The sequence below is a fragment of the Streptosporangium sp. NPDC051023 genome, assembly GCF_040689595.1.
GTDB lineage: Bacteria > Actinomycetota > Actinomycetes > Streptosporangiales > Streptosporangiaceae > Streptosporangium.
In genome coordinates, this window is sequence record NZ_JBFBCE010000110.1 from 1 (window position 1) to 19,916 (window position 19,916).

The window sequence follows — 19,916 nt, forward strand, 5'->3', positions numbered from 1 at the left end:
TGGAGTTCCATCTGCGTAATGCCGGGGCCTGGGCGAACCGGGCCACGGGTGAGGATCTGGCGACCCAGATCGACCCCGACTTCGTCTTCGGGCCCACGCGAGTGTCCCTCTCGCGCTAGATGGAGGCAAAACGGGCCCGACTTAATGTCTGTAAGTTCCCTTCTGAGAGGAGAAGGCAGCATGTCGCTGACCGTTCCGAACGAGCTTCTCGACCAGGCGAGGGCGGGTGAGGTGGACGACGCGGCATTCGTCGCCTGCGTCCGCGACTCCCTGCCCTACGCCTGGTCGCTGATCAGCGACCTGGTGCAGCAGCGCGACCGCACCGGTGCCGAGTTCACCGACAACACCGTCCCCCCGCCGGATGAGGCCGCCCGCGGCCAGCTCCTGCGCTGTCTCGCCAGCGACGCCATGCGCGGTGCGCTTGAGCGCCACTTCGGGGTGAAGCTGGCCTTCCAGAACTGCCACCGGGTCGCGGTCTTCGACCCGTCCGCCGTCAAGGCCCACGCGGAGTTCGTCACCGCCAGATCCCAGATCCTCAACCAGCAGCCCGAGCTCGTGGACTGCTGACCTCCGGCCCGGCGCTTCCCCGTCGCCCCTTCCGTCGCTACGCCGCTACGCCGCGGAGCGTCCAGGTGGCGGGGCCTGCCGGACCCGGGGCAGCACCTCCGCCCCGAGCCGCCTGATGTTGTCGAGGGTGCGGGCCTGCGGGCCCGCACCCTCGACCATGAGGATCAGGTGCCGCAGTCCCGTCCTCGCGACGGTCCGCTCAATCCTCTCGACGCAGAGGTCGGCCGAGCCGACCGGGTGCGCGTCGCAGAGGAAGTCCACGTACGCGGCCACGTCGCGCCGCGGCACCTGGCGCCCGTCGACGGGCAGGTAACCCGCCAGGCCGGGTCCCAGCCATCCCGGCATGGCCGCTCTCAGCTCCCCCACGGCCCGCGCCGTCGAGTCGGCCACGTATCCAACCGCCGCCGCCACGTGGCCGGGGTCCTCGTGGCCGTACGACCGCAGCAGCTCCGCCCGCCCCTCGTCGCCGACGTGCATGCCCAGCAGCATCGGCAGCCCCCGCTCGGCGGCCAGTGCGACCGTCCCGGGGGAGGTGCACGCCACGACCGGCCTGAGCCTGACGGCGGGGACCATCGGCACCTCCCTGAACCGGAAGAACTCCCCGTCCGCGGAGACCGTGTCCTGCCCGAGGGCCGCGCACAGCAGGTCGAGCGACTCGCGGAAGCCCCGCTCGAACCTGGGCAGTCCCGTCCCGAAGACCTCGAGCTCGACCCAGGGGCCGCCCCGCCCGACCCCGAGCGCGAACCGCCCACCGGAAACCTGGTCCAGGATCGCCGCCTGCTCGGCCAGCTCGACCGGGTGCCGCGCCGACAGCACGCTGACCGCCGTCCCCACCCTGATCCTGCTCGTACGGCCCAGCGCGACCCCGGCCAGCGTCACCGCCGACGGGCAGACGCCGTACGACATGAAATGGTGCTCGGCGATCCAGGCGTCATCGAACCCCGCCTCCTCCGCCACGACCACCGCCTCGACCGTGTCCCGCAACACCTGTCCCGGCTCCCGCCCGGGAAAACCGGCCGCGATGAGAAAGACACCGATACGCATGATGGCTACCTTGGTGCAGGCTGGACGAACAAAAAAGGTCAGATCATCGTTCCTTCCGACAAATCGGAGCGGTCTGGAAAACGTCCAGGACCGATGTTCCGATCATGGAAAGGCAGGCCCTGGATCTTCTCTGGCTGATCAACCCCGATGTCGCGAGGCTGTTGGAGACGGCAGACGGTCCCGCGAACGGGTGATCTCGCTAGCCGAACAGGCCGAGCTGGCCCTCTCCGGTGAGGGGGTTGCGGTGTCTCTTGAGGTGGCGCCAGCGGGGCAGGTCGTCCAGGTAGGACCACGACAGGCGGTGGTGTTCCGTGGGGCCGAGGGAGGCCAGGGCGCGCTGGTGGACCGGGGAGGGATAGCCCGCGTTCTCGGCGAAGCCGTACTCCTCGAAGCCGAGAGAGGCCATGTAGGCGTCGCGGCGGACCTTGGCGATCACCGAGGCCGCGGCCACGGAGACGCAGGACAGGTCGCCCTTGATCTCGCATCTGACCGGCCACGGCGCTCCGAGGTAGTCGTGCTTGCCGTCGAGGATGACCACGTCGGGCCTGACGGGCAGCTCGGCCAGTGCCCGCCCCGCCGCCCTGCGCAGCGCCTCGGTCATGCCGAGCGCGTCGATCTCCTCGTGTGAGGCCTCGCCATACCCGATCCCGGCGGCCCAGGTGGTGATCTCGCCGAACATGGCGGTACGGCGGGCCGGGGTGAGCATCTTGGAGTCGGTCAGGCCCGAGGGTGGCTCCGACAGGTCCGTGACGACCGCGCACACCGCGACGGGCCCCGCCCAGGCTCCTCTGCCGACCTCGTCGATCCCGGCGACGGTCTTCGATCCGTCGGCGGACAGCAGGCGCTCAAGCGCGTAGGTGGGAGGCACGGTCCGACGTTACCGGCAGGGCGAGGCCCAGGATCACCGGTCGGGCGAGCGAGGCGGGCGACGGCGAATCACCGGTCGGCGAGAGGCGGGCGACGGCCGGTCACCGGTCGGCGAGGCGGACCGCGGCGAGGTCGGCGGCGAGGAGCCGGGCGGCGACGTGGACGGCCCGCAGGGTGACGGAGACCGCCGGGCGGTGGACGCTGGAGGCTCGGGCGACGGCGTGGACGTCGCGGCCGACCGGGTCGCCGGGGAACTCCCGCACGACGATGCCGCGGACCCCGGCCGCCAGGGCCAGGGCGGGGACGGCCGCGATGCCGATGCCCTTCGCGACCAGGCTGAGGATGGTCCCCAGCCCCTCGAACTCCCACGGCACCGGCTGGGCACCGCCGACGTCGGCCAGCAGGCGGTCGACGGCCAGCCGGGAGGGCTCGCCGTCCGGCGTCGCCATCCACGGCTCGTCGCGCAGCTCGCGCAGGTCGACCGGCTCGTCCAGGGTGGCGAGCCGGTGCTTGCGCGGCACCACCAGCACCAGCGGGTCGTGCAGCAGCGGGAAGACCCGCATCGTGTCCGACTCGCGCACCCTGCCGTACCAGTCGTCGACCAGGGCGATGTCCACCTCGCCCGACCTGACCTCCCGCATCCCGCGCCCCGAGCGTGCCTGCCCCATCCGCAGGCTCAGCGCGGTGTGCCTGCGCAACGACCTGGCGAGCGCGGGCGCGAAGGCGACGGCGGCGGTGGGGAAGGCGGTGACGGTGACCCGTCCCGAGGGCGTCCCCTCGTGGGCGGACAGGTCCGACTCGGCGTGCTCGACCATCGACAGGATGCGCTCCGCGTGCTCGACCAGACGGCGCCCCGCGTCGGTCAACTCGGCGCTGCGCGCGGTGCGGTCGAGCAGCACCGCCCCCGCCTCCCGCTCCAGGGCGGCCAGCTGCTGTGAGACCGCGGAGGGGCTGTAGCCGAGCGAGGAGGCGGTCGCGGCGATGCTTCCCCTGCGCGCGAACTCGCAGATCAAGACCAGGCGACGAAAATCAAGCATCGGATCTCCTTATGCCCACCCACACCAACCACAGCTTGTTCTGATGCCTGTAGCCCATCAGTCTTGGGAACGTTCCGCAATGATCGAGGGGACATCCATGAACGTGACGCTCTCCGCCACCCTGGCGGCGAACGAGGACATCGAGCGAAGACGGCGCGCCGGTGAGCGGGTGCTGCACCTGGCCTTCGGCGAGGCGGGCCTGCCCGTTCATCCGGCGCTGCGCGAGCGGCTGGTGGCCGCCTCGGGACACAATGGATACGGCCCGGTCGCGGGAGCCGCCGAGCTGCGCGAGGCCGCGGCCGGATATTGGCACAGGCGGGGCCTGCCGACGGACCCCGATCTGGTGGTCTGCGGCCCCGGCAGCAAGTCCCTGCTGTACGGCCTGCTGCTGGCGATCGGCGGCGACGTCGTGCTGCCGATGCCGAGCTGGGTCAGCTACGCCGCGCAGGCGGACCTGGTCGGGGCCCGTCCGCTGCTCGTTCCCGCACCCCCCGGCGAGGGAGGGGTGCCGGACCCGGAACAGGTCGCCTCGACCGTCCTGCACGCGCGCTCCCAGGGGCGCGACGTCCGCTCGATCCTTCTCACCCTGCCGGACAACCCCACCGGCACGCTGGCGTCAGCGGCCACGGTCAGCCGCCTCGCCGAGATCTCCCGCGACCTCGACCTGATGATCATCTCCGATGAGATCTACCGCGACCTCCTGCACGACCCGGCGACCCGCTTCGCCGGCCCCGCCGAGTTCGCCCCAGAACGCACCGTGATCACCAGCGGGCTCAGCAAGAGCCTGGCCCTCGGCGGCTGGCGGATCGGCGTGGCCAGGCTTCCCTTCGCCGTGCTGCGCGACCGGCTGCTCGCGGTGGCCAGCGAGATCTGGTCCAGCCCCGCCTCCCCCGTCCAGCAGGCCGCGGCGTACGCCTACACCGAGCCCGCCGAGGTCATCGAGCGGATCGACCTGAGCAGGCGGCTGCACGGCGCGGTGGTGCGGGCGGTGCGCGAGAGGTTCGTGCAGGCGGGCGTGCGGGTCGACGCGCCGCTCGGCGGCTTCTATCTCTACCCCGACTTCACCGGGCACGCCTTCGCGACCTCCGCCGAGCTGGCCGCGGCCCTGCTCGACGAGCACGGTGTCGGCGTGCTCCCCGGCCACGTCTTCGGCGACGACGGGAAGGCCCTCAGAGTGCGGGTGGCGACCAGCCTGCTGTACGGCGAGACGACCGAGCGGCGGCTGGCCGCGCTGAACGCCTCCGACCCCCTCGAACTGCCCTGGATCTCGGCCTCCCTCGACCACCTGAGCGAGGCCCTGACCGGCCTGAACCGGATGCGCCCCGCACCGGGCAGGCACCGGCATTCCGGCGTCGTCCCCGCCCCCGTGACGGGGTGATCTTCCAAGGCATCTCCTAAGGGATCACTTTGAGGAAACTTTACTCCGGCGCCATGCGCGTCTGAGATAGCATCCACATGCTCTGACCTGGGGTTTTACGCTTCAGAACACGGAGCGATAGGTACTTTCCTGGATGCTCATCAAGATGTCTCGTGTCATTTGGCACCAGGCATGCCTGTCAGCCCCCATCATGTGCTCATGCCCGCTTTTGTCACCCTGTCCGGGCGCTCTGTGCGCCTGGAACCGCTCAGCCTCGCGGTGGTCGACGACCTCGTCATCGCGGCGAGTGAGGACCGTTCTACCTACGCCTTCACTCGCGTTCCCCAAGGCCGGGAAGAGATGGTCTCCTACGTGGAGGCCGCTCTGGCTGAGCAGGCGGAGGGCCGCACGATGCCCTTCGCCATCCGGTGGCTACACACCGACCGTATCGTCGGTGCCACCCGTCTCATGCACCTGGAGTACTGGCAGGGTCCCATGCCCTGGCCGCCGGGCGCGCGTGGAGCGGTGGGCGAGGTCCCGTCCGTGGCGGACATCGGTTACACCTGGCTGGCCGCATCGGCCCAGGGCACAGGTGTCAACCGGGAGAGCAAGTATCTGATGCTCGCGCTCGCCTTCGAGACCTGGCAGGTCCACCGCATCACGCTCAAAGCTGACGTGCGCAACGCACGCTCCCGGGCCGCCATCGAGGCCCTCGGCGCGCACCTGGACGGTGTGCGACGGGCGGAGACCCGAGGCGCCGACGACACGGTCCGAGATACCGCCTACTACTCGATCCTGAGTTCCGAGTGGCCGGTCGTCCGAGAACGGCTCCACACGCGGCTCGGCCTGGTCGAGGCAGCGTAGATGCGCCCTTCGTCACTTCGATGACTTCATGGAACAAAAGGCCCGCCCGGAGTTCCGGGCGGGCCTGATGTTCGTCCTGCGGCCTGCTCGTTCTGGGCCGCCCCGATGGTCTCACCAGTCGTCTGATTTCACTTCTTGTCGTCCACCCGGTGCCGGTTACTCGTCGTCGTCGCCGCCGTCGGCCTCGAAGACGTAGTTCCACTTGCCGCAGGAGATCCGCTTGGCCTGGTGGTTGTCCCAGTAGCAGACCCGGACCTGGGCGTTGTCGACGTCGTCCTCCGCGAAGTGGAAGGACCGGTAGCCGTTCGAGCCGCACTGCCTGGCCCAGTAGTAGGACTCGTCGCCGTCGCTGTTCTCGAACTTGACCTGGACGTAGCCGCAGAGCCACTGCGGGGTGTTCTTGTCGTAGAGCTTGCCCTGGACGTGGACGCGGCCCGAGTCCTCGTCCCACACCCGGCCCGTGGCCTTGGCCCTGGAGTCGTCGAAGTACCGGGAGTAGTAGGGGCCCCAGTAGTCGTTGTCGAAGCTGCTGGCGGTGGTGGTGGTCGTCGCAGCCGAGGCCGAGGAGGTCAGGGCCGGGACACCGACCGTGAGGACGGCGGTCGCTGCGGCGAGGCCCAGAAGGCTGCGGATCGTGCGGTTCATGGTGCTTCTCCCTGAGGGTGGGACTCCCTTTTCCTTGGCGGGAGTCATGGCTCATTGATAGAGCGCTCCACCTGCACCGCGCTTACAGCTTCTTTATCGATGCCTGCAAGTCCTTGAACCGGTGCCTGCAAACTGCTGGAACACCGGGCATGGCCGCCCCCGTATGGGGCCATGCCCGGCATGTCATAGCATCCGCGACGTGGTTCAACGCCCGATTGACGATGAATCAACACTCCGGTTAACGAGTGGGCGGTTTCCTGTGGCGTAGGCATGGCAGGACCTATCATTCGGTTCATAAAGCTTTCCTTGAGGGCGGAGATCCAGGAAATGGCTGCTCACAGCAGCGAAGAGGGGCTGCGCTTCGCCTTGCTCGGCCCCGTCCAGGCCTGGCGCAACGGCGTCGAGCTCGACCTCGGCACGCCGCTGCAACGCTCCATCCTGACGATGTTGCTGCTGCGTGAGGGCCGGGCGGTCACCCCCGCCGAGATGATCGACGCGGTCTGGGGCGAGGACGCCCCGCCCCGCGCGCTCGGCGCGCTGCGGACCTATGTCTCGCGACTGCGGGCCGTGCTCGAACCTGGCAGGTCCCCCCGCACCCGTCCCGAGCTGCTCACCTCGGTCGGCCGGGGGTATGCCCTGCGCCTGAGCGACGCCACCCTCGACCAGGTGCTGTTCGAGCGGGGCGTGCAGGAGGCCGAGGCGGCCCGCCGCTCAGGAGACCGCCACGGGGCGGCGGAGAGCCTGCGTGCGAGCCTGGCACTGTGCACGGGCGAGCCGCTGGCCGGAGCCGTCGGCCCCTACGCCGAACACCAGCGCGGCAGGCTCGTCGAGCGCAGGATGAGCGTGCTGGAGACGCTCATGGACCTGGACCTCGAACTCGGCAGGCACGCCGACGTCGTCTCCGAGCTGGTCGCGCTGACCGCCGACCACCCGCTGCGCGAGCGGCTGCGCGCCCAGCTGATGCTGGCCTACTACCGGTGCGGACGGCAGGCGGACGCGCTCGCGGTCTTCGCGGAGACCCGCGCCGCGCTGATCGACGAGCTCGGCATCGAGCCGGGGCCAGGCCTGGCCACCCTGCACCAGCGCATCCTCAGCGGCGACCCGAGCCTCACCGTCGCCACCGTCGCCGCCCCGGTACGGCAGGCCCCCGCGAAATCCCTGGAGCAGGGCGCGGAACCGGAGGCGGCGGAGCCAGAGGCTCCCGAGCTGCCTCGTCCCGCGCAGCTGCCCGCGGCCGTGAACGACTTCACCGGGCGCCGCCACATCGTCGCCAGGCTGCGGACCCTGCTGTCGACGCAGGCGAGCGCGGACGGCGTGCCGGTCGCCGCCATCTCGGGCATCGGCGGCGTCGGCAAAACGGCGCTCGCGGTGCACCTGGCGCACACCATGCAGGACCTGTTCCCCGACGGCCAGCTCTACGCCGACCTGCGCGGCCACAGCGAGGAGCCGACCGCCCCCGAATCGGTGCTCGCGGCCTTCCTGCGCGGGCTCGGCCTGCCCCCGGACGTCATCCCGGACGGCCTGGCCGAGCGGTCCGCGCTGTTCCGCTCGCTGCTGGCGGAACGGCGGATGCTGGTGTTGCTCGACAACGCCAGGGACGCCGCCCAGGTCGGTCACCTGCTGCCCGGCTCGACGGGCTGCGCGGCGATCGTGACCAGCCGCCACAAGCTCGCCGACCTGGCCTCGGCCAGGCTGGTCGACCTGGACGTCATGGAGCCCGACGAGGCGCTGTCCCTGTTCGGCACGGTCGCGGGCGCGGAACGAATGGCCGCGGAACGCGCCGCCGCCATGGACGTGGTCGCCGCCTGCGGCTTCCTGCCGCTCGCCGTGCGGATCGTCGCGGCGCGGCTGGCCGCCAGGCCGTCGTGGACGGTCGCCTCCCTGGTGCCCAGGCTGGCCGACGAACGCCGCCGTCTCGACGAGCTGCGCGTGGGCAACCTCGCGGTCGAGGCGACCTTCGCCCTGGGCTACGGCCAGCTCGCCCCGCCCCAGGCGCGGGCGTTCCGGCTGCTCTCCCTGCCGGACGGCCCCGACATCTCGGTCGGGGGCGCCGCCGCCATGCTCGAACTTCATCCGACGGACGCCGAGGACATCCTGGAGTCCCTGGTCGACGCCAGCCTGCTCGAGGCCCCGGCCCCCGGGCGTTATCGCTTCCACGACCTGCTCAAACTCTTCGCCCGCCGTACCTCTGAGCGTGGTGCGGACGCGGAGGCGGGTGTGCCGGCGCTGCGGCGGCTGCTCGACTTCTACCTGGGGTGCGCGCAGTCGGCGCACCGGCTCGCTTACGAGGGCAGCATGGTCGCCGACCAGCTCTCCGTGAGCGGCCCCGGCCACACGTTCGCCTCCGCGGACGAGGCCGTGGCCTGGCTCTCGGTCGAGGCGGAGTCGCTGTTCGCGGCCATCTCCCAGACGGCCGCGCAGGTGACGGATCTGCAGGAGGAGCGGGCGTTGCTGTCCGCCGCCGACCTGCTGCTGGCCATGGAGCCGCTGCTGGAGTCCGGCAGCCATGCCCGCGAGTTCGAGCAGCGGACCAGGGAGACACTCGCCGCCGCCCAGCGGCTCGGCGCCCCCTCCAGCGAGCTGCGCTGCCGCTACGTGCTGGGCAGGGTGCTGTTCGGCGCCAACCGCCTCGCGGAGGCGCAGGAGGAGTTCCAGGCCTCACTGAGCCTGGCCGTCGAGGGCGATCGCATCGTCAGCGGCGAGGCGCTCAACGCGCTGGCCGTCGTGGCGGGCCGCAGGCGCCGCCACGAGGAGGCGCTGGCCCTGTTCGACTCAGCGCGCAAGGCGTTCAGGGAGATCGGCGCGCCGGGAGGCGAGGCGCTGACGCTCAGCTACTCGGCCAGGGACCACCTGTTCCTCGGCCAGGCCGAGGAGGCGATCGCCGCCGCCGAGCAGGGGCTTGCGATCTTCATCGAGATCGGTTCGAGCGCGGGCACCGCGCGGGCGCGCTACCACCTGGGGATGGTGCTGTCACGGGTCGGGCGCCTCAACGAGGCGGTCCACCACCACGCGGAGTGCCTGGCCTTCTTCCGCGCCAGCAGGCAGCGGGTGTGGGAGCAGCGCGTCTGCTCGCGTCTCGCCGAGACCTTCATCACCGCGGGCCGGTTCGGGGACGCGACCCGGCATGCGGAGCAGGCGCTCATGGTGAGCAGGGAGATCGGCCACCCGTACGGCGAGGCGCTGTCGCTGTGGGTGCTAGGCCGAGCGCTCACGGGGCAGGGCGATGTCCGGCGCAGCCGTGACTGCCTTCAGCGGGCGCACGACATCTTCGAACGGCTCGGCGCTCCTGAGGCCGCGGACCTTCGTGCTCTGCTCGACCGTGGCCGCGTGGGCAACTGATCCCGATCCGTCGTACAGGTCGTACAGATCGTCGTCGAGACGTGTCATCCAAAAATGATTGATCACTGGAATTCCCGTCGCTCTGGAATCTGAGTCGAATGGATGTGGGGCGCCCGGCCGGCCGTCGGGCCGTCGGGGACGCTAGGGGGCCCGGTCATCCGGTACGTCACCCGACGGCCGGCCGCCTCACTGTGACGACCGGCCGGACTCGGCACGGTCCCTTCCCCCCGGGTCCGTGCCGTGCCCACAACCAGAGCATCCCGTCAGGCAGTCAACATCGGATCAACAACCAATCGGTGGCGACATCCAGAGATATGCACAGCCTGTGGATAATTAGCTGGTGGATATGTGGAAAAATCCCTCGGCGAGCAGCGGGCGAAGCACCTCGGGGGCCCTGGCCCGTAGCACGCCGGCGTCCTCGCCGGTGAGCTCCGCGATGGCGGCGAGCAGCGGGTCCAGGGGATAGTCGCCGTCGCAGACCCCGGCGAGGGCCGCCTCGACGGTTCCCACCCGGGCGCTACGGCGCAGCCCCCGTGTCTGCCTGAGCACGATCGTCGCCGGGTCCTCGGCGCCGGGCGGGCCCGACCGCTCCTCCAGCACACCCTCCGCGACCTCCAGCCTGGCGCCCAGCAGTTCCTCACCGGTCAGGCGGTGGGTCGCACCGATCGAGGCGAGCACCTCGTCCACGTACTCCCCGACAGGAAGCTCGACCCGCTGGCCCAGTTCCTCGACCCTGACCACCGGGTCGAGGCTGCCCGAGTCGTGCAGGCTGATCCAGCCGAAGCCGATTCCCGTGACGTCCATGGACTCGAACCAGGCCAGCCAGTCGTCGTACAGCTCCCGGTAGCGGGGGGTGCCCTGCTCCGCGGCGTCCCTCAGCCACAGCTCCGCGTACTCGGCCGGGTCCTGGACGTCCCGCTGCACCACCCAGCCGTCGCAGCCGGTCCCGGCCAGCCATCCGCCGACCCGGTCCCGCCAGTCCTCGCCGTCGACGTGCAGCCAGTTGGCCAGGAGCTGACAGGTGCCGCCGGGGGAGAGGAAGCGAGGGGCAAGCCGTACGAGGTCGCGGCAGAAGCCGTCGGCCTCGAAGCCGGACTCCCGGTAGGTGAACCGGCCGCGAGGGGAGATCACGAAGGGCGGGTTCGAGACGACCAGGTCGAAGCGCTCGCCCTCGACGGGGTCGAACAGGGAGCCCCGCCTGGCGTCGACGCCCTCGATCCCCGACAGCGCCCAGCTCAGCTGGGCGAGCTCCAGCGCGCGCGGGTTGACGTCGGTCGCCACGACCTCCCCGGCCCGCCCGGCCAGGTGCAGCACCTGGACCCCGCATCCGGTGCCGAGGTCGAGGGCGCGCCCGACGGGACGGCGCGAGACAAGCTGAGCCAGGTTCGCCGACGCCCCTCCCGCGCCGACGACGTGGTCCTCACGCAGCGCCGGGTCGCCGGGCCTGACCTTGCGGTCGGAGACGACGTAGCCACCCGTTTCCCAGGGCTGCAGGTGGACCGTCGAGGTGACCAGGCCGCCCGCCGAGGTCACCAGGCCGGCAGCGGCGAGCCCGTCGACCGGGAGCCAGCCCGGCGCCTCGATCGGCACCCCCAGCCACCACAACCGGATCAGCGTGGCGAGCGGATCGCCGTCGCGGGTCGCGCGCAGTGCCGGCACCGTCTCCTCACGGGCGAGCGCGGTCGCGGCGACCGTGCCGAGGCGCTCGCGGACGCCGTCGATGGTGTAGCCGGTGTCGAGCAGTAGCTCTCTGAGGCGGTCGGGAAGATCGTTCACCGGACCATCCTCTCGTACCCCACCCCAGGTGATGAGACTGTTACAGGTCGCCGTAAGCGTTCTGCAAGCGGATCACAAGCGCTGGGCGGTACTAATTCAGGGTCGCTCCACCTGTTCCAAAGGATCCGAGATGTTGATCCCCTGCTTCGCCTGTGAATCCCGTTTCCGGCCCGACGAGTATTTCCGCGCCTGCCACGACTACAACCGGGGCAAGGACCTGGTCGCGTGGACCTGTCCGCGGTGCGGAAACCGGGACGAGCTGCGGGTCCTGCCCGGCGAGCTCGGGTTCGGCTATCCGACGCGGGGCAGGTTCGACGTCAGCGACCGGGTACGGGTGCCGGGGCTGCGGCGGCAGCGCCAGGACCTGCGGCTGGACATCTCGCTGGACAAGGAGGTCTGGCGGGTGCCCACCCGGGTGCGGCAACTGGCAGGGGCACGCTGAGACCGCTCCGGCCCGGATGAACCCCCGGAATCCGGGCCGGAGCACTCAAGGGTCAGGCGGGTACCGGCCGCTGGCGCAGACTCTGCCAGGCCGCCTCGCACAGACCCGCGATCTCCTCCTGCGTCGGCTGGTACGCGCCCGCGAACCATAGACGGCACATCTCGGTCGCGGGTCCGAGCCAGAGCACGTAGCACATGGTCGGGGGGACCGGCTGGAGCAGGCCGTCCTTCATATGCGGCCGCCACCAGTCGGAGACCTGCCTGAAGAACGCCCTGCGCGACTCGGAGACCTCGACGCCCCCCGGCTCGTCACGCTTCGGCGGTCGCTCACTGATCAGCAGGTGGGCTCGCTCCCTGTTGTCGACGCACCACCTCATGTGCAGCGCGACGATGGCCTCGATGCCCTCCTTCGCGCCCTGGTGACGCTGCAGCTCGCCGAGGAACACCTCCTGGTACATCCTGAGGGTGTCGGCGTAGAGCACGCCGAAGACGTGTTCCTTGCTGGCGAAGTGGTGGTAGAAGCTGCCGACGCTGACTCCGCTCTCCTCGCGGAGACTGGCCAGCGTGGTGGCCGAGACGCCGTCCTGGCTGAATCGGCGCAGCGCTCCCTCGATGATCCGGGTACGGCCGTCGCGTCCGTTCTTGGCACTCTTCACGGTGTCAATGGTGGAGCAACAGAACCTTATTCCGCAAATAGTGCCCGAAACGCAACGGCAGAGGTCGAGCATAACGCTCAGCCCCCAATCACCACGCGTCGCGATGTTCCGGCGGCCACGCGCCTTGCCCCTCACGGGCCAGGTGCCGCGACGGTCACGGGCCAGGTGCCACGACCCTCCGGGGGCAGGTGGCGCGACCATCACGGGCGACGGGCGCTCATCCCCGGGGCTCGACCGGCGCGGTCACCTCGACGGTCCCGCAGGAGACCCTCATCACCGCCTCCGGCCACAGCCTGCGGACCATCGCCAGAACCTTGCGGTTGTCGCCAAGCACGTCCATCCCCACGGTCCTGGCACCGTTGACCGACGCCCGGCGCAGCAACCTGCGGACGAGGCGGGAGCCGATCCCCCTGCCCTGCCACTCATCGGTCACCACCACGGCGACCTCGACATCGGCAGCCCCGCCCGTGAAGCCCATCACATGCCCGACAACGGCCTCCCCCGCCACGGCGAGCAACACGTCCCGCCGGTCGTCGACCGCGAGCAGCGCCCTGACCACGCTCGCGCTCCGGCCGTCCACGTCGGTGAAGAACCGCAGGTGCCGTGTCCGCGCCGACAGTCCGGCCAGGAAGCGGCGGATCCGCTCCTCGTCGTCCGGTCGGGCCGGCCTGATCTCGACGGCGTCACCGGGAGGGGCCCACACCGGAGCGGGGCATGGAGGAACCTGCTGGGTTCGCATCATGGACTTAGGGTTCCGCCGACGGCTGAGTATGTCAACTAGACTTAGCTCACGTTGGAGGTGACGCCGTGACGACCTACGATGCGGTCATGAGCGAGGCGGCCCTCGGTGACGCGCTCCTGCGCCCCGACAACTGCTCCATCGAGCGCGCCCTGGCCATCGTGGGCGAGAAATGGACGTTCCTGGTGCTCAGGGAGGCGTTCGCGGGCGTCCGCCGGTTCGCCGACATGCAGGCCTTCACGGGAGCTCCCCGGCAGATCCTCAGCGCCCGGCTGGCACGCCTGGTCCAGGAGGGGCTGCTGCGCAAGGTCCCCTACCGCGAGCCGGGCCAGCGCCAGCGTGACGAGTACCGGCTGACCCAGATGGGACTGGACCTCTACCCGACCCTGGTGGCGCTGATGCAGTGGGGCGACCGCTACCTCTCGGGCCGGGAAGGCCCTCCACTGCTCCTCGTTCATCGCGACTGCGGAGCCCCGATCGAGCAGCACTTCCGCTGCACCGACGGCCACGAGATCGCCGGTCCCAGGGAGGTCACCGCGCTCCCCGGCCCCGGCGCCCTGCGCACGCCACTGGACGAGACCGGCGGCACCCTCGCGGGACGGAGGCTAGCGCTCCAGCGACCGCAGGCAGCGCCTGAGGCTGAGCACCGAGATCAGTCCGGCGCCGCCGAGGAGGACCGCGACCAGTGAGGTCCGCACGACGAGGTAGGTCTCCAGGGTCTGGCTGAGCAGCAGCCACACGCTGAGCGAGGCGTTGAGGAGCTGCGCGCCGCCCCACAGCATCGACTGCCACACGAAGAAACGACGCATCCTGGGATGCTCAAGCAGATGCTCAGGGAGCGGGACCAGGTCGGTCGCCACCCGCTGCACCAGCGGCCTGCGCAGCGGCGCGGTGAACAGGAAGCCCAGGCTCGCGCAGAGGACCCCGAGGCAGGGCTGGAGAAAGAACAGGACCGGGCTGCCGGTCGCCGCGGCCAGCACCGCTCTGACCGTGATCGTCCCCGCGGCCAGGAGCACGGTGCCCGGCACCGGTTCGCGCCGGACAAGGCGCCAGACGATGCCGCCGTAGACCCACGCGACCGCGACCGCGAGCGCGCCGTACAGGCCGAAACACACCAGCCCCGCGTAGAAGACGGCGACGGGAAGAATCATGCCCTCAAGCACCCTGGGGGCGGCATGCCGTAACAGCGCCCCGAGGCGGGGCAGTGCGACCGGAGCCGTTGGGGGTGACAGGAGCAGAGTCATCGTGCGCGGGCTCCGGAGGTGGTGGAACGGTCCGGGGGGACGGATCCATCCGACCGTACGCGATGTCCAGAGTGTCCGACAGTCTTTCCGGAACATCGGCGGGGGCGGGGTTCCAGGTGTCCCGCCGCGGCCAACGGCGCACTCGGAGGAGAGGGCGGTCCGCGCGGTGCCTACCCTTGGGAGCGTGTATCGGTTCCTCCTGACTCCCCGATGGCTGGCGCTCCACGTGGTGGTCCTGCTGGTCATCCCCGCCTTCGTGTTCCTGGGCCGATGGCAGTTCGGGCGTTACGAGGAACGGTCGACCAGCAGCAACCGGACCACCGCCAACCTCGCCACCGCCCCCGTGCCCATCGAGCGGCTCACGGCGCCGGGCGGCGCGGTGCCCGTCAGCGACAAGTACAGGCCCGTGACGGTCACCGGCACGTTCGACACGGCCAACCAGCTCCTGGTCCGCCGCCGTGTCCAGGACAGCGTGCTCGGCTTCTACGTGCTCACCCCGCTGCGGAACGGCGACGGCACGGGCGTGCTGGTCAACCGGGGCTGGGTCAAGGCGGGCGCGACGGCGGACGCCCTTCCCGAGGTCCCCACGCCGAGCACGGGTGAGGTGACTGTCACCGGACGGCTACAGCCCAGCGAGACCGAGGAGACCACGGGCATCCGCGACCGGGCGGGGCTTCCCCGAGGGCAGGTCCTGCTGATCAACACCGAGACGATCGGGCGCGGCCTGCCGTACAGGCTCCTCGGCGGGTACGTGGACCTGACCGCCCAGTCGCCGCGGGCAGCCGCGGCGCCCGCCCCCGTGCCCGAGCCGGACGTCGGCGGGGGCGGCGGCCTCAACCTGGCGTACGGCGTGCAGTGGTGGCTGTTCATCGGGATCGCGATCGGCGGCTGGGTGCTGCTGATCCGCAGGGAGGCCGCGGACCTGCGGGCCGAGGCGGCGAAGAAGGAGCAGACCGAGCCGGTCGACGCCTAGACGTACTTGGTGTTCATGGTCACGACGCCGGCGACAGGCGGCCGATCAGTTCGAACGCATCGCCGGACACCTCCTGGCCTGATCGGCGCAACCGGGCGGCGAAAATCACCTGCCCTCACCCTTTCCGTGACCGTCCGGGCCCCGGTACGGCAAGCGGTGAGATGGGGCGGATCGGCGCCGGTGATCGTTCCCACCACTAGGGAAGAACCGCGTTCAGGAGGTTGCCGACGGCCACGGCGGCGGCCACGGCGGCCGTGGCCGTCACGACCGACAACAGACAGCCAAGGCCGCCCTCGACCCGACTGCGCGGCGGTGGCCGCCTGCCGTACCGGTACCACAGCGGCCGGGGTTCGAGCAGGAGGAACGCGAGCGCGCCGACCTGCCCCGCGCCGAACATCCAGAACCACGCCCACCGGTTCCCCAGTCTGGGCGTCGAGCCGACCATGATCAGGAAGGTCACCACCCAGGCGGCACCGACCCACCACAGTCCCAGCTGGGCGGGCACGCCGAACGGCCAGCGGGCGTACCACCAGCCGAAACCGCGCTCCTCCTCCTGGACCACCCTGGCCCAGGAGGGGCCGGCGTCGGCCATGAGCCGCTCGAGGGTGTAGCCGTCCGGCGTGCCGGAGATCGGCGCCCGGTCGCCCCTGTGCCAGATCAGCGGTCCCTCGGACCACCTCAGGTCGAGGATCTCTCCTCCGCGTTCCCCCGGGGTCACCCGGTAGGAGACGACCGAGACCCTGCCCGCGGTCAGGGAGCTCCGGAAGTCGGACAGCGTCCTCGGCGTCGGCGACACGCTCAGTGCGACGACGAGGGCGCCGAACAGGAGGATCAGCAGCAGCACGATCCTGACGGCGACGCCGGCGATCCACCAGCCCCGGCGCACCTCACGCGGCGCGCCGCGGGGTGACTCGCCCCGATGGTCCCGGATTGGCTCGCCCGGCTCGTTCTGAAGTGACTCGCTTGGATGATCCCGGGGTGACTCGCCCGGCTCGTTCAGAGGTGGCTCGCCCGGACGCCCCTCGGGTAACTCCCCTGGCCCGTCGGCCCCTTCCCCGCCTGTGATCATGCTTTCTTACTACCTCACGACGTCCAGGCGGCGACCATGCCCAGACCGAAAAAGATCGCCACGGCGAGCGCGAACCCCTGTGTTCCGTCGAGCCTGACCCGCGTCGGCAGCACCTCGTACGGCCCGCGCCACAGCGGGTACGGCTCAAGCAGCACGTAGAGCAGGGACCCGCCGACCAGGAACATCCACAGCCACGCCCAGCGGCTGGCGTAGCGGTTGTCCCGGCGGGTGAGCATCAGCAGCCAGGCGAGCAGCTCGGCGGCGACCGCGACCGGCGCGAACGGCTCCCACCAGCGTGCGTACGCGGGCGAGCCCATCAGCATCCCGGCCATCCCGAACCGCTGAGGTCCTCCTGAGCGCCTGATCTCGACCGACGGGTCGGCCGCCTCCCGCACCTGGGCCAGGAAGGCCTCCTGGCGGCGCTCAAGCGGCTGCGGGACGAGTCTGGTGGTCACGGGGTCCCAGACGTCGTCCGGCGGGTCGAAGTAGGCCTCGTTCCAGGAGAGGGGGCCGTTGGCCCATGTCAGCGTGCCGTACGCGGGCCAGTCCCGGTCGTAGACGACCTCGGTCACGGTGCCCGAGCGCAGGTCGGAGATGAGCTCCTCCGCGCCGCGCAACCTGGGATCCTGGTTCAGGTGAACCACCACCGTGGACAACGCCAGGACGAACAACAGCGCGAGGCGCACGCCGTACGGGATGTCCTTCCACGCCGGAACCACGGTCTGCGCGCCCTGCATGTCCGCCCCCATCGCGAGATGTCCGCCGCTGGATAGATTAAGGCGCGTGATGCGGCACATCGAGTACGCACGGCTGCACAACTTCAGGGACGTGGGCGGCTATCCGACGGAGGACGGGCTCCAGGTGCGCTGGCGGCGGCTGTACCGGTCGGACTCGCTGCACCGGCTCGCCGACGACGACCTCGAGAGGTTCACCTCTCTCGGCGTCCGCACGGTGATCGACCTGCGTCACCCCGAGGAGATCGAGCGGAAGGGCCGGGTCCCGCACGGGCCCCGCTACCACAACCTCTCGGTCGAGCACCGGTTCTGGAACGTCGAGCGGGATTACGACCCCGAGGTGGGGATGCCCAGGTTCTTCGCCGACCGCTACCACGAGGTGGCCGAGGACGGGCGGGTCGAGATCAGGGATGCGCTGGAGGTGATCGCCGAGGAGGACAACGCGCCCGTGGTGGTCCACTGCGCGGCGGGCAAGGACCGTACCGGGGTGCTCACGGCACTGGTCCTGCGGCTGCTCGGGGTCTCCGAGGAGGACGTGATCGCCGACTACGCGCTGACCGCTCTGGCCACGCCCAAGGCGATCGCGCACCGGCAGCGGGAGCGTCCGGGCGAACCACTGCCCTGGCCGGGTTTCGGCCAGGCCCCCGCGGACGCCATGCGGCTCTTCCTGACCGAGCTCGGCTCGGTGCGCGACTACTGCCTGGAGGCCCTCAAAGTCGAGGAAACGCTCATAAAGGCCCTCCGCCACCATCTTTTAGAAGAACCCGCTACTCAGCCGATCTCGGGGTAGAGGCGCGTCTCAGGGCCCGCCGCGCGCAGCACCCTCCGCGGGCGGGTCCGCCCCCCGGGGCCACCGGCTTCCCCCCTCCGGTGGCCGCGGAGCATACCTGAGGGGACGGCGAGACGACAGAGATACCAAGCGGATATCTTGCAGGTTGTTCAGTGTGATGTCAGCGACGTACGGTTTACCGCGTGACTACGCCGCTGCTGCCCGACCCCGAGCCCCGGCGGCGGGACTATGTGATCATTTCAGCCGACGACCACCTGATCGAGCCGCCCGACATGTTCGAGGACCGGCTCCCCGAGAAGTACGCCGATCTGGCCCCCAAGGTGGTCGAGACCGACTCGGGTCACCAGGTCTGGCGGTACGGCGGCGCCACCTACCCGTGCGCCGGGCTCGACGTGGGCGCCGGGCTGCCCCGCGAGCAGTGGACGCTCGACCCGGTGCGCTTCGAGCACATGCGTCCGGGCTGCCATGACATCCACGCCAGGGTCGAGGACATGGACCGTGCCGGGATCTGGGCGGCGCTGTGCTTCCCCGGCATGCTCGCCGGGCAGTCGGGGATGGTCTTCGCCAAGACCCGCGACCAGGATCTCGGTCTCGCGGTCGTGCGGGCCTGGAACGACTGGCACGTCGACGTCTGGGCGGGCACGTACCCCGAACGGATCATCGCCCTGCAGCTTCCCTGGCTGACCGACCCCGAGATCGCGGCCAAGGAGATCAGGGACAACGCGGCCAGGGGGTTCAAGGCCGTGCTCTTCCCCGAGTTCCCGACACGGCTGCGGCTGCCGTCGATCCACAGCGACCACTGGGATCCGTTCTTCCAGGCCTGTGAGGAGACAGGCACCGTCGTGTGCCTGCACACCGGCTCCGCCTCCTGGACGCCGGTCCCGTCGACGGACACCCCGATCGAGGCGATCACCACGCTGATGCCCGCGAGCGCCATGTTCGCCTGTGCGGACTGGCTCTGGTCGGGGGTGCCGCTGCGTTTCCCCGCGCTGCGGATCCTGATCGTCGAGGGCGGCGTCGGCTGGCTGCCGATGCTGGCCGAGCGCGCCGACTACGCGCTGGACCACCCGGTCGCGGGCGAGGCCTCGTGGGAGGGCGGGCTGAAGCCCAGCGAGGTCCTGCGGCGTAACTTCTTCTTCGGCACGCTCAACGACCACGCCCTGTCCGGTGTGCGCTTCGCGGTCGGCCTTGAGCATGTGCTGCTGGAGAGTGGATACCCGCACTCCGACTCGACCTGGCCGGACACCCAGCTGGCGGTCGCGACGAACCTGGGCAACCTGCCGCCCGCCGACATCGCCAGGGTGGCCTACGGCAACGCCGCCCGCCTGTTCGGCCACCCCTTGCCGTCACGGGCCTGGCTCAGGATGGAGCAACTCTGACCGTCGTCTCAGGAGGGGAAGGCCTTGGCCTGGATGTTCCTGCGCTCCCAGTCGACATAGCGGCCGCTCTCGCCGAGCAGGGAGCCCGCCAGCCAGAGGAAGACACCGAAGTCGTCCGCGACGCCGACGAGCACCAGGAAGTCGGGGACGATGTCGATGGGCGAGAGGATGTAGACCACGCCCAGTCCGAGCATGGCGAGCTTGCTCTTGGTCATGCCGGGGTACTGGCCGCGTGTCACCGCGCCGATCATCTTGGGGATGGCGCGCAGCCTGGTGCCGAAACCGGGCGAGCCCGGCTGTGACACCTGCTTGTACGCCCGCCATGCCTGTGCCGCACGCGCCGCCTTCGCCATGTGAGCCCTCCTCGGGGAGCACGTTCGTCCGACGGGCTTCTA

Annotated in this window: 20 protein-coding genes and 1 pseudogene; 10 read left to right on the top strand and 11 right to left on the bottom strand. The window is 70.6% G+C overall.

All coding sequences use genetic code 11. The features are described 5' to 3' along the window. Positions 1–119: pseudogene (locus AB0395_RS42305) on the top strand (ATP-binding protein); the annotation flags it as partial. Between the two features lie 61 nt (positions 120–180). Next, complete coding sequence (locus tag AB0395_RS42310) at positions 181–567, top strand: SCO5389 family protein (protein ID WP_366292098.1); 387 nt, start codon at positions 181–183, stop codon at positions 565–567. A gap of 45 nt (positions 568–612) precedes the next feature. Here AB0395_RS42310 and AB0395_RS42315 read toward each other — a convergent pair whose 3' ends face one another. From AB0395_RS42315 to AB0395_RS42325, 3 genes are all read right to left on the bottom strand, one after another. Then, the gene (locus tag AB0395_RS42315; RefSeq protein WP_366292101.1) at positions 613–1,611 is read right to left on the bottom strand and encodes an LLM class flavin-dependent oxidoreductase; all 999 of its coding nucleotides are present in this window, start codon (positions 1,609–1,611) and stop codon (positions 613–615) included. A 199-nt stretch (positions 1,612–1,810) separates the two neighbouring features. Then, positions 1,811–2,479 carry a ribonuclease HII gene (locus AB0395_RS42320; RefSeq protein WP_366292104.1) on the bottom strand — a complete coding sequence of 223 codons (669 nt, stop codon included), beginning with the start codon at positions 2,477–2,479 and terminating at the stop codon, positions 1,811–1,813. A 100-nt stretch (positions 2,480–2,579) separates the two neighbouring features. Further along, positions 2,580–3,515, bottom strand: a complete 936-nt coding sequence (locus AB0395_RS42325; RefSeq protein ID WP_366292107.1) for a LysR family transcriptional regulator — start codon at positions 3,513–3,515, stop codon at positions 2,580–2,582. A gap of 97 nt (positions 3,516–3,612) precedes the next feature. Here AB0395_RS42325 and AB0395_RS42330 point away from each other — a divergent pair, with 97 nt between their 5' ends. Both AB0395_RS42330 and AB0395_RS42335 read left to right on the top strand, forming a co-directional pair. After that, positions 3,613–4,893 carry a pyridoxal phosphate-dependent aminotransferase gene (locus tag AB0395_RS42330; protein ID WP_366292110.1) on the top strand — a complete coding sequence of 427 codons (1,281 nt, stop codon included), beginning with the start codon at positions 3,613–3,615 and terminating at the stop codon, positions 4,891–4,893. 198 nt (positions 4,894–5,091) lie between these two features. Next, on the top strand, positions 5,092–5,736 hold the full coding sequence (locus AB0395_RS42335) for a GNAT family protein (RefSeq protein ID WP_366292113.1): 645 nt from the start codon (positions 5,092–5,094) through the stop codon (positions 5,734–5,736). 156 nt (positions 5,737–5,892) lie between these two features. Here the strand turns inward: AB0395_RS42335 and AB0395_RS42340 are convergent, their stop codons facing one another. Further along, positions 5,893–6,381 carry a hypothetical protein gene (locus tag AB0395_RS42340; RefSeq protein ID WP_366292116.1) on the bottom strand — a complete coding sequence of 163 codons (489 nt, stop codon included), beginning with the start codon at positions 6,379–6,381 and terminating at the stop codon, positions 5,893–5,895. Positions 6,382–6,708: 327 nt separating this feature from the next. Here AB0395_RS42340 and AB0395_RS42345 point away from each other — a divergent pair, with 327 nt between their 5' ends. Beyond that, positions 6,709–9,720, top strand: coding sequence for a BTAD domain-containing putative transcriptional regulator (locus tag AB0395_RS42345; RefSeq protein ID WP_366292119.1), 3,012 nt, complete (start codon positions 6,709–6,711; stop codon positions 9,718–9,720). 333 nt (positions 9,721–10,053) lie between these two features. Here the strand turns inward: AB0395_RS42345 and AB0395_RS42350 are convergent, their stop codons facing one another. Continuing rightward, on the bottom strand, positions 10,054–11,496 hold the full coding sequence (locus AB0395_RS42350) for a methyltransferase (RefSeq protein ID WP_366292122.1): 1,443 nt from the start codon (positions 11,494–11,496) through the stop codon (positions 10,054–10,056). Positions 11,497–11,626: 130 nt separating this feature from the next. Here AB0395_RS42350 and AB0395_RS42355 point away from each other — a divergent pair, with 130 nt between their 5' ends. Continuing rightward, positions 11,627–11,938: a hypothetical protein gene (locus tag AB0395_RS42355; protein WP_366292125.1), complete on the top strand. Its 312-nt coding sequence runs from the start codon at positions 11,627–11,629 to the stop codon at positions 11,936–11,938. 52 nt (positions 11,939–11,990) lie between these two features. Here the strand turns inward: AB0395_RS42355 and AB0395_RS42360 are convergent, their stop codons facing one another. Further along, a complete protein-coding gene (locus tag AB0395_RS42360; protein WP_366292128.1) occupies positions 11,991–12,593 on the bottom strand; it encodes a TetR/AcrR family transcriptional regulator in 603 nt (200 codons plus the stop codon). Positions 12,594–12,810: 217 nt separating this feature from the next. Continuing rightward, positions 12,811–13,335, bottom strand: coding sequence for a GNAT family N-acetyltransferase (locus tag AB0395_RS42365; RefSeq protein ID WP_366292130.1), 525 nt, complete (start codon positions 13,333–13,335; stop codon positions 12,811–12,813). Positions 13,336–13,400: 65 nt separating this feature from the next. Between AB0395_RS42365 and AB0395_RS42370 the strand changes: the two genes are divergently transcribed. Continuing rightward, positions 13,401–14,021 carry a helix-turn-helix domain-containing protein gene (locus AB0395_RS42370; RefSeq protein ID WP_366292133.1) on the top strand — a complete coding sequence of 207 codons (621 nt, stop codon included), beginning with the start codon at positions 13,401–13,403 and terminating at the stop codon, positions 14,019–14,021. Here AB0395_RS42370 and AB0395_RS42375 read toward each other — a convergent pair. Next, positions 13,938–14,576: a VC0807 family protein gene (locus AB0395_RS42375; protein WP_366292135.1), complete on the bottom strand. Its 639-nt coding sequence runs from the start codon at positions 14,574–14,576 to the stop codon at positions 13,938–13,940. The two genes, AB0395_RS42370 and AB0395_RS42375, sit on opposite strands and share 84 nt — an antisense overlap. Positions 14,577–14,760: 184 nt before the next feature. Here AB0395_RS42375 and AB0395_RS42380 point away from each other — a divergent pair, with 184 nt between their 5' ends. Then, complete coding sequence (locus tag AB0395_RS42380) at positions 14,761–15,549, top strand: SURF1 family protein (RefSeq protein ID WP_366292138.1); 789 nt, start codon at positions 14,761–14,763, stop codon at positions 15,547–15,549. Between the two features lie 196 nt (positions 15,550–15,745). On the opposite strand, the gene AB0395_RS42385 is transcribed toward AB0395_RS42380, so the two are convergent. Both AB0395_RS42385 and AB0395_RS42390 read right to left on the bottom strand, forming a co-directional pair. Next, positions 15,746–16,435, bottom strand: a complete 690-nt coding sequence (locus tag AB0395_RS42385; protein ID WP_366292141.1) for a hypothetical protein — start codon at positions 16,433–16,435, stop codon at positions 15,746–15,748. A gap of 197 nt (positions 16,436–16,632) precedes the next feature. Continuing rightward, positions 16,633–17,355, bottom strand: coding sequence for a hypothetical protein (locus tag AB0395_RS42390; RefSeq protein WP_366292144.1), 723 nt, complete (start codon positions 17,353–17,355; stop codon positions 16,633–16,635). 49 nt (positions 17,356–17,404) lie between these two features. On the opposite strand from AB0395_RS42390, the gene AB0395_RS42395 reads away from it, so the two are divergent. Together AB0395_RS42395 and AB0395_RS42400 are read left to right on the top strand one after the other, a co-directional pair. Further along, entirely contained in the window at positions 17,405–18,142 is a 738-nt protein-coding gene (locus AB0395_RS42395; RefSeq protein WP_366292177.1) for a tyrosine-protein phosphatase, read from the top strand. A 182-nt stretch (positions 18,143–18,324) separates the two neighbouring features. Then, the gene (locus AB0395_RS42400) at positions 18,325–19,521 is read left to right on the top strand and encodes an amidohydrolase family protein (RefSeq protein ID WP_366292147.1); all 1,197 of its coding nucleotides are present in this window, start codon (positions 18,325–18,327) and stop codon (positions 19,519–19,521) included. A gap of 8 nt (positions 19,522–19,529) precedes the next feature. Here AB0395_RS42400 and AB0395_RS42405 read toward each other — a convergent pair whose 3' ends face one another. Next, positions 19,530–19,874: a YkvA family protein gene (locus AB0395_RS42405; protein WP_366292149.1), complete on the bottom strand. Its 345-nt coding sequence runs from the start codon at positions 19,872–19,874 to the stop codon at positions 19,530–19,532. Positions 19,875–19,916: the final 42 nt, after the last annotated feature.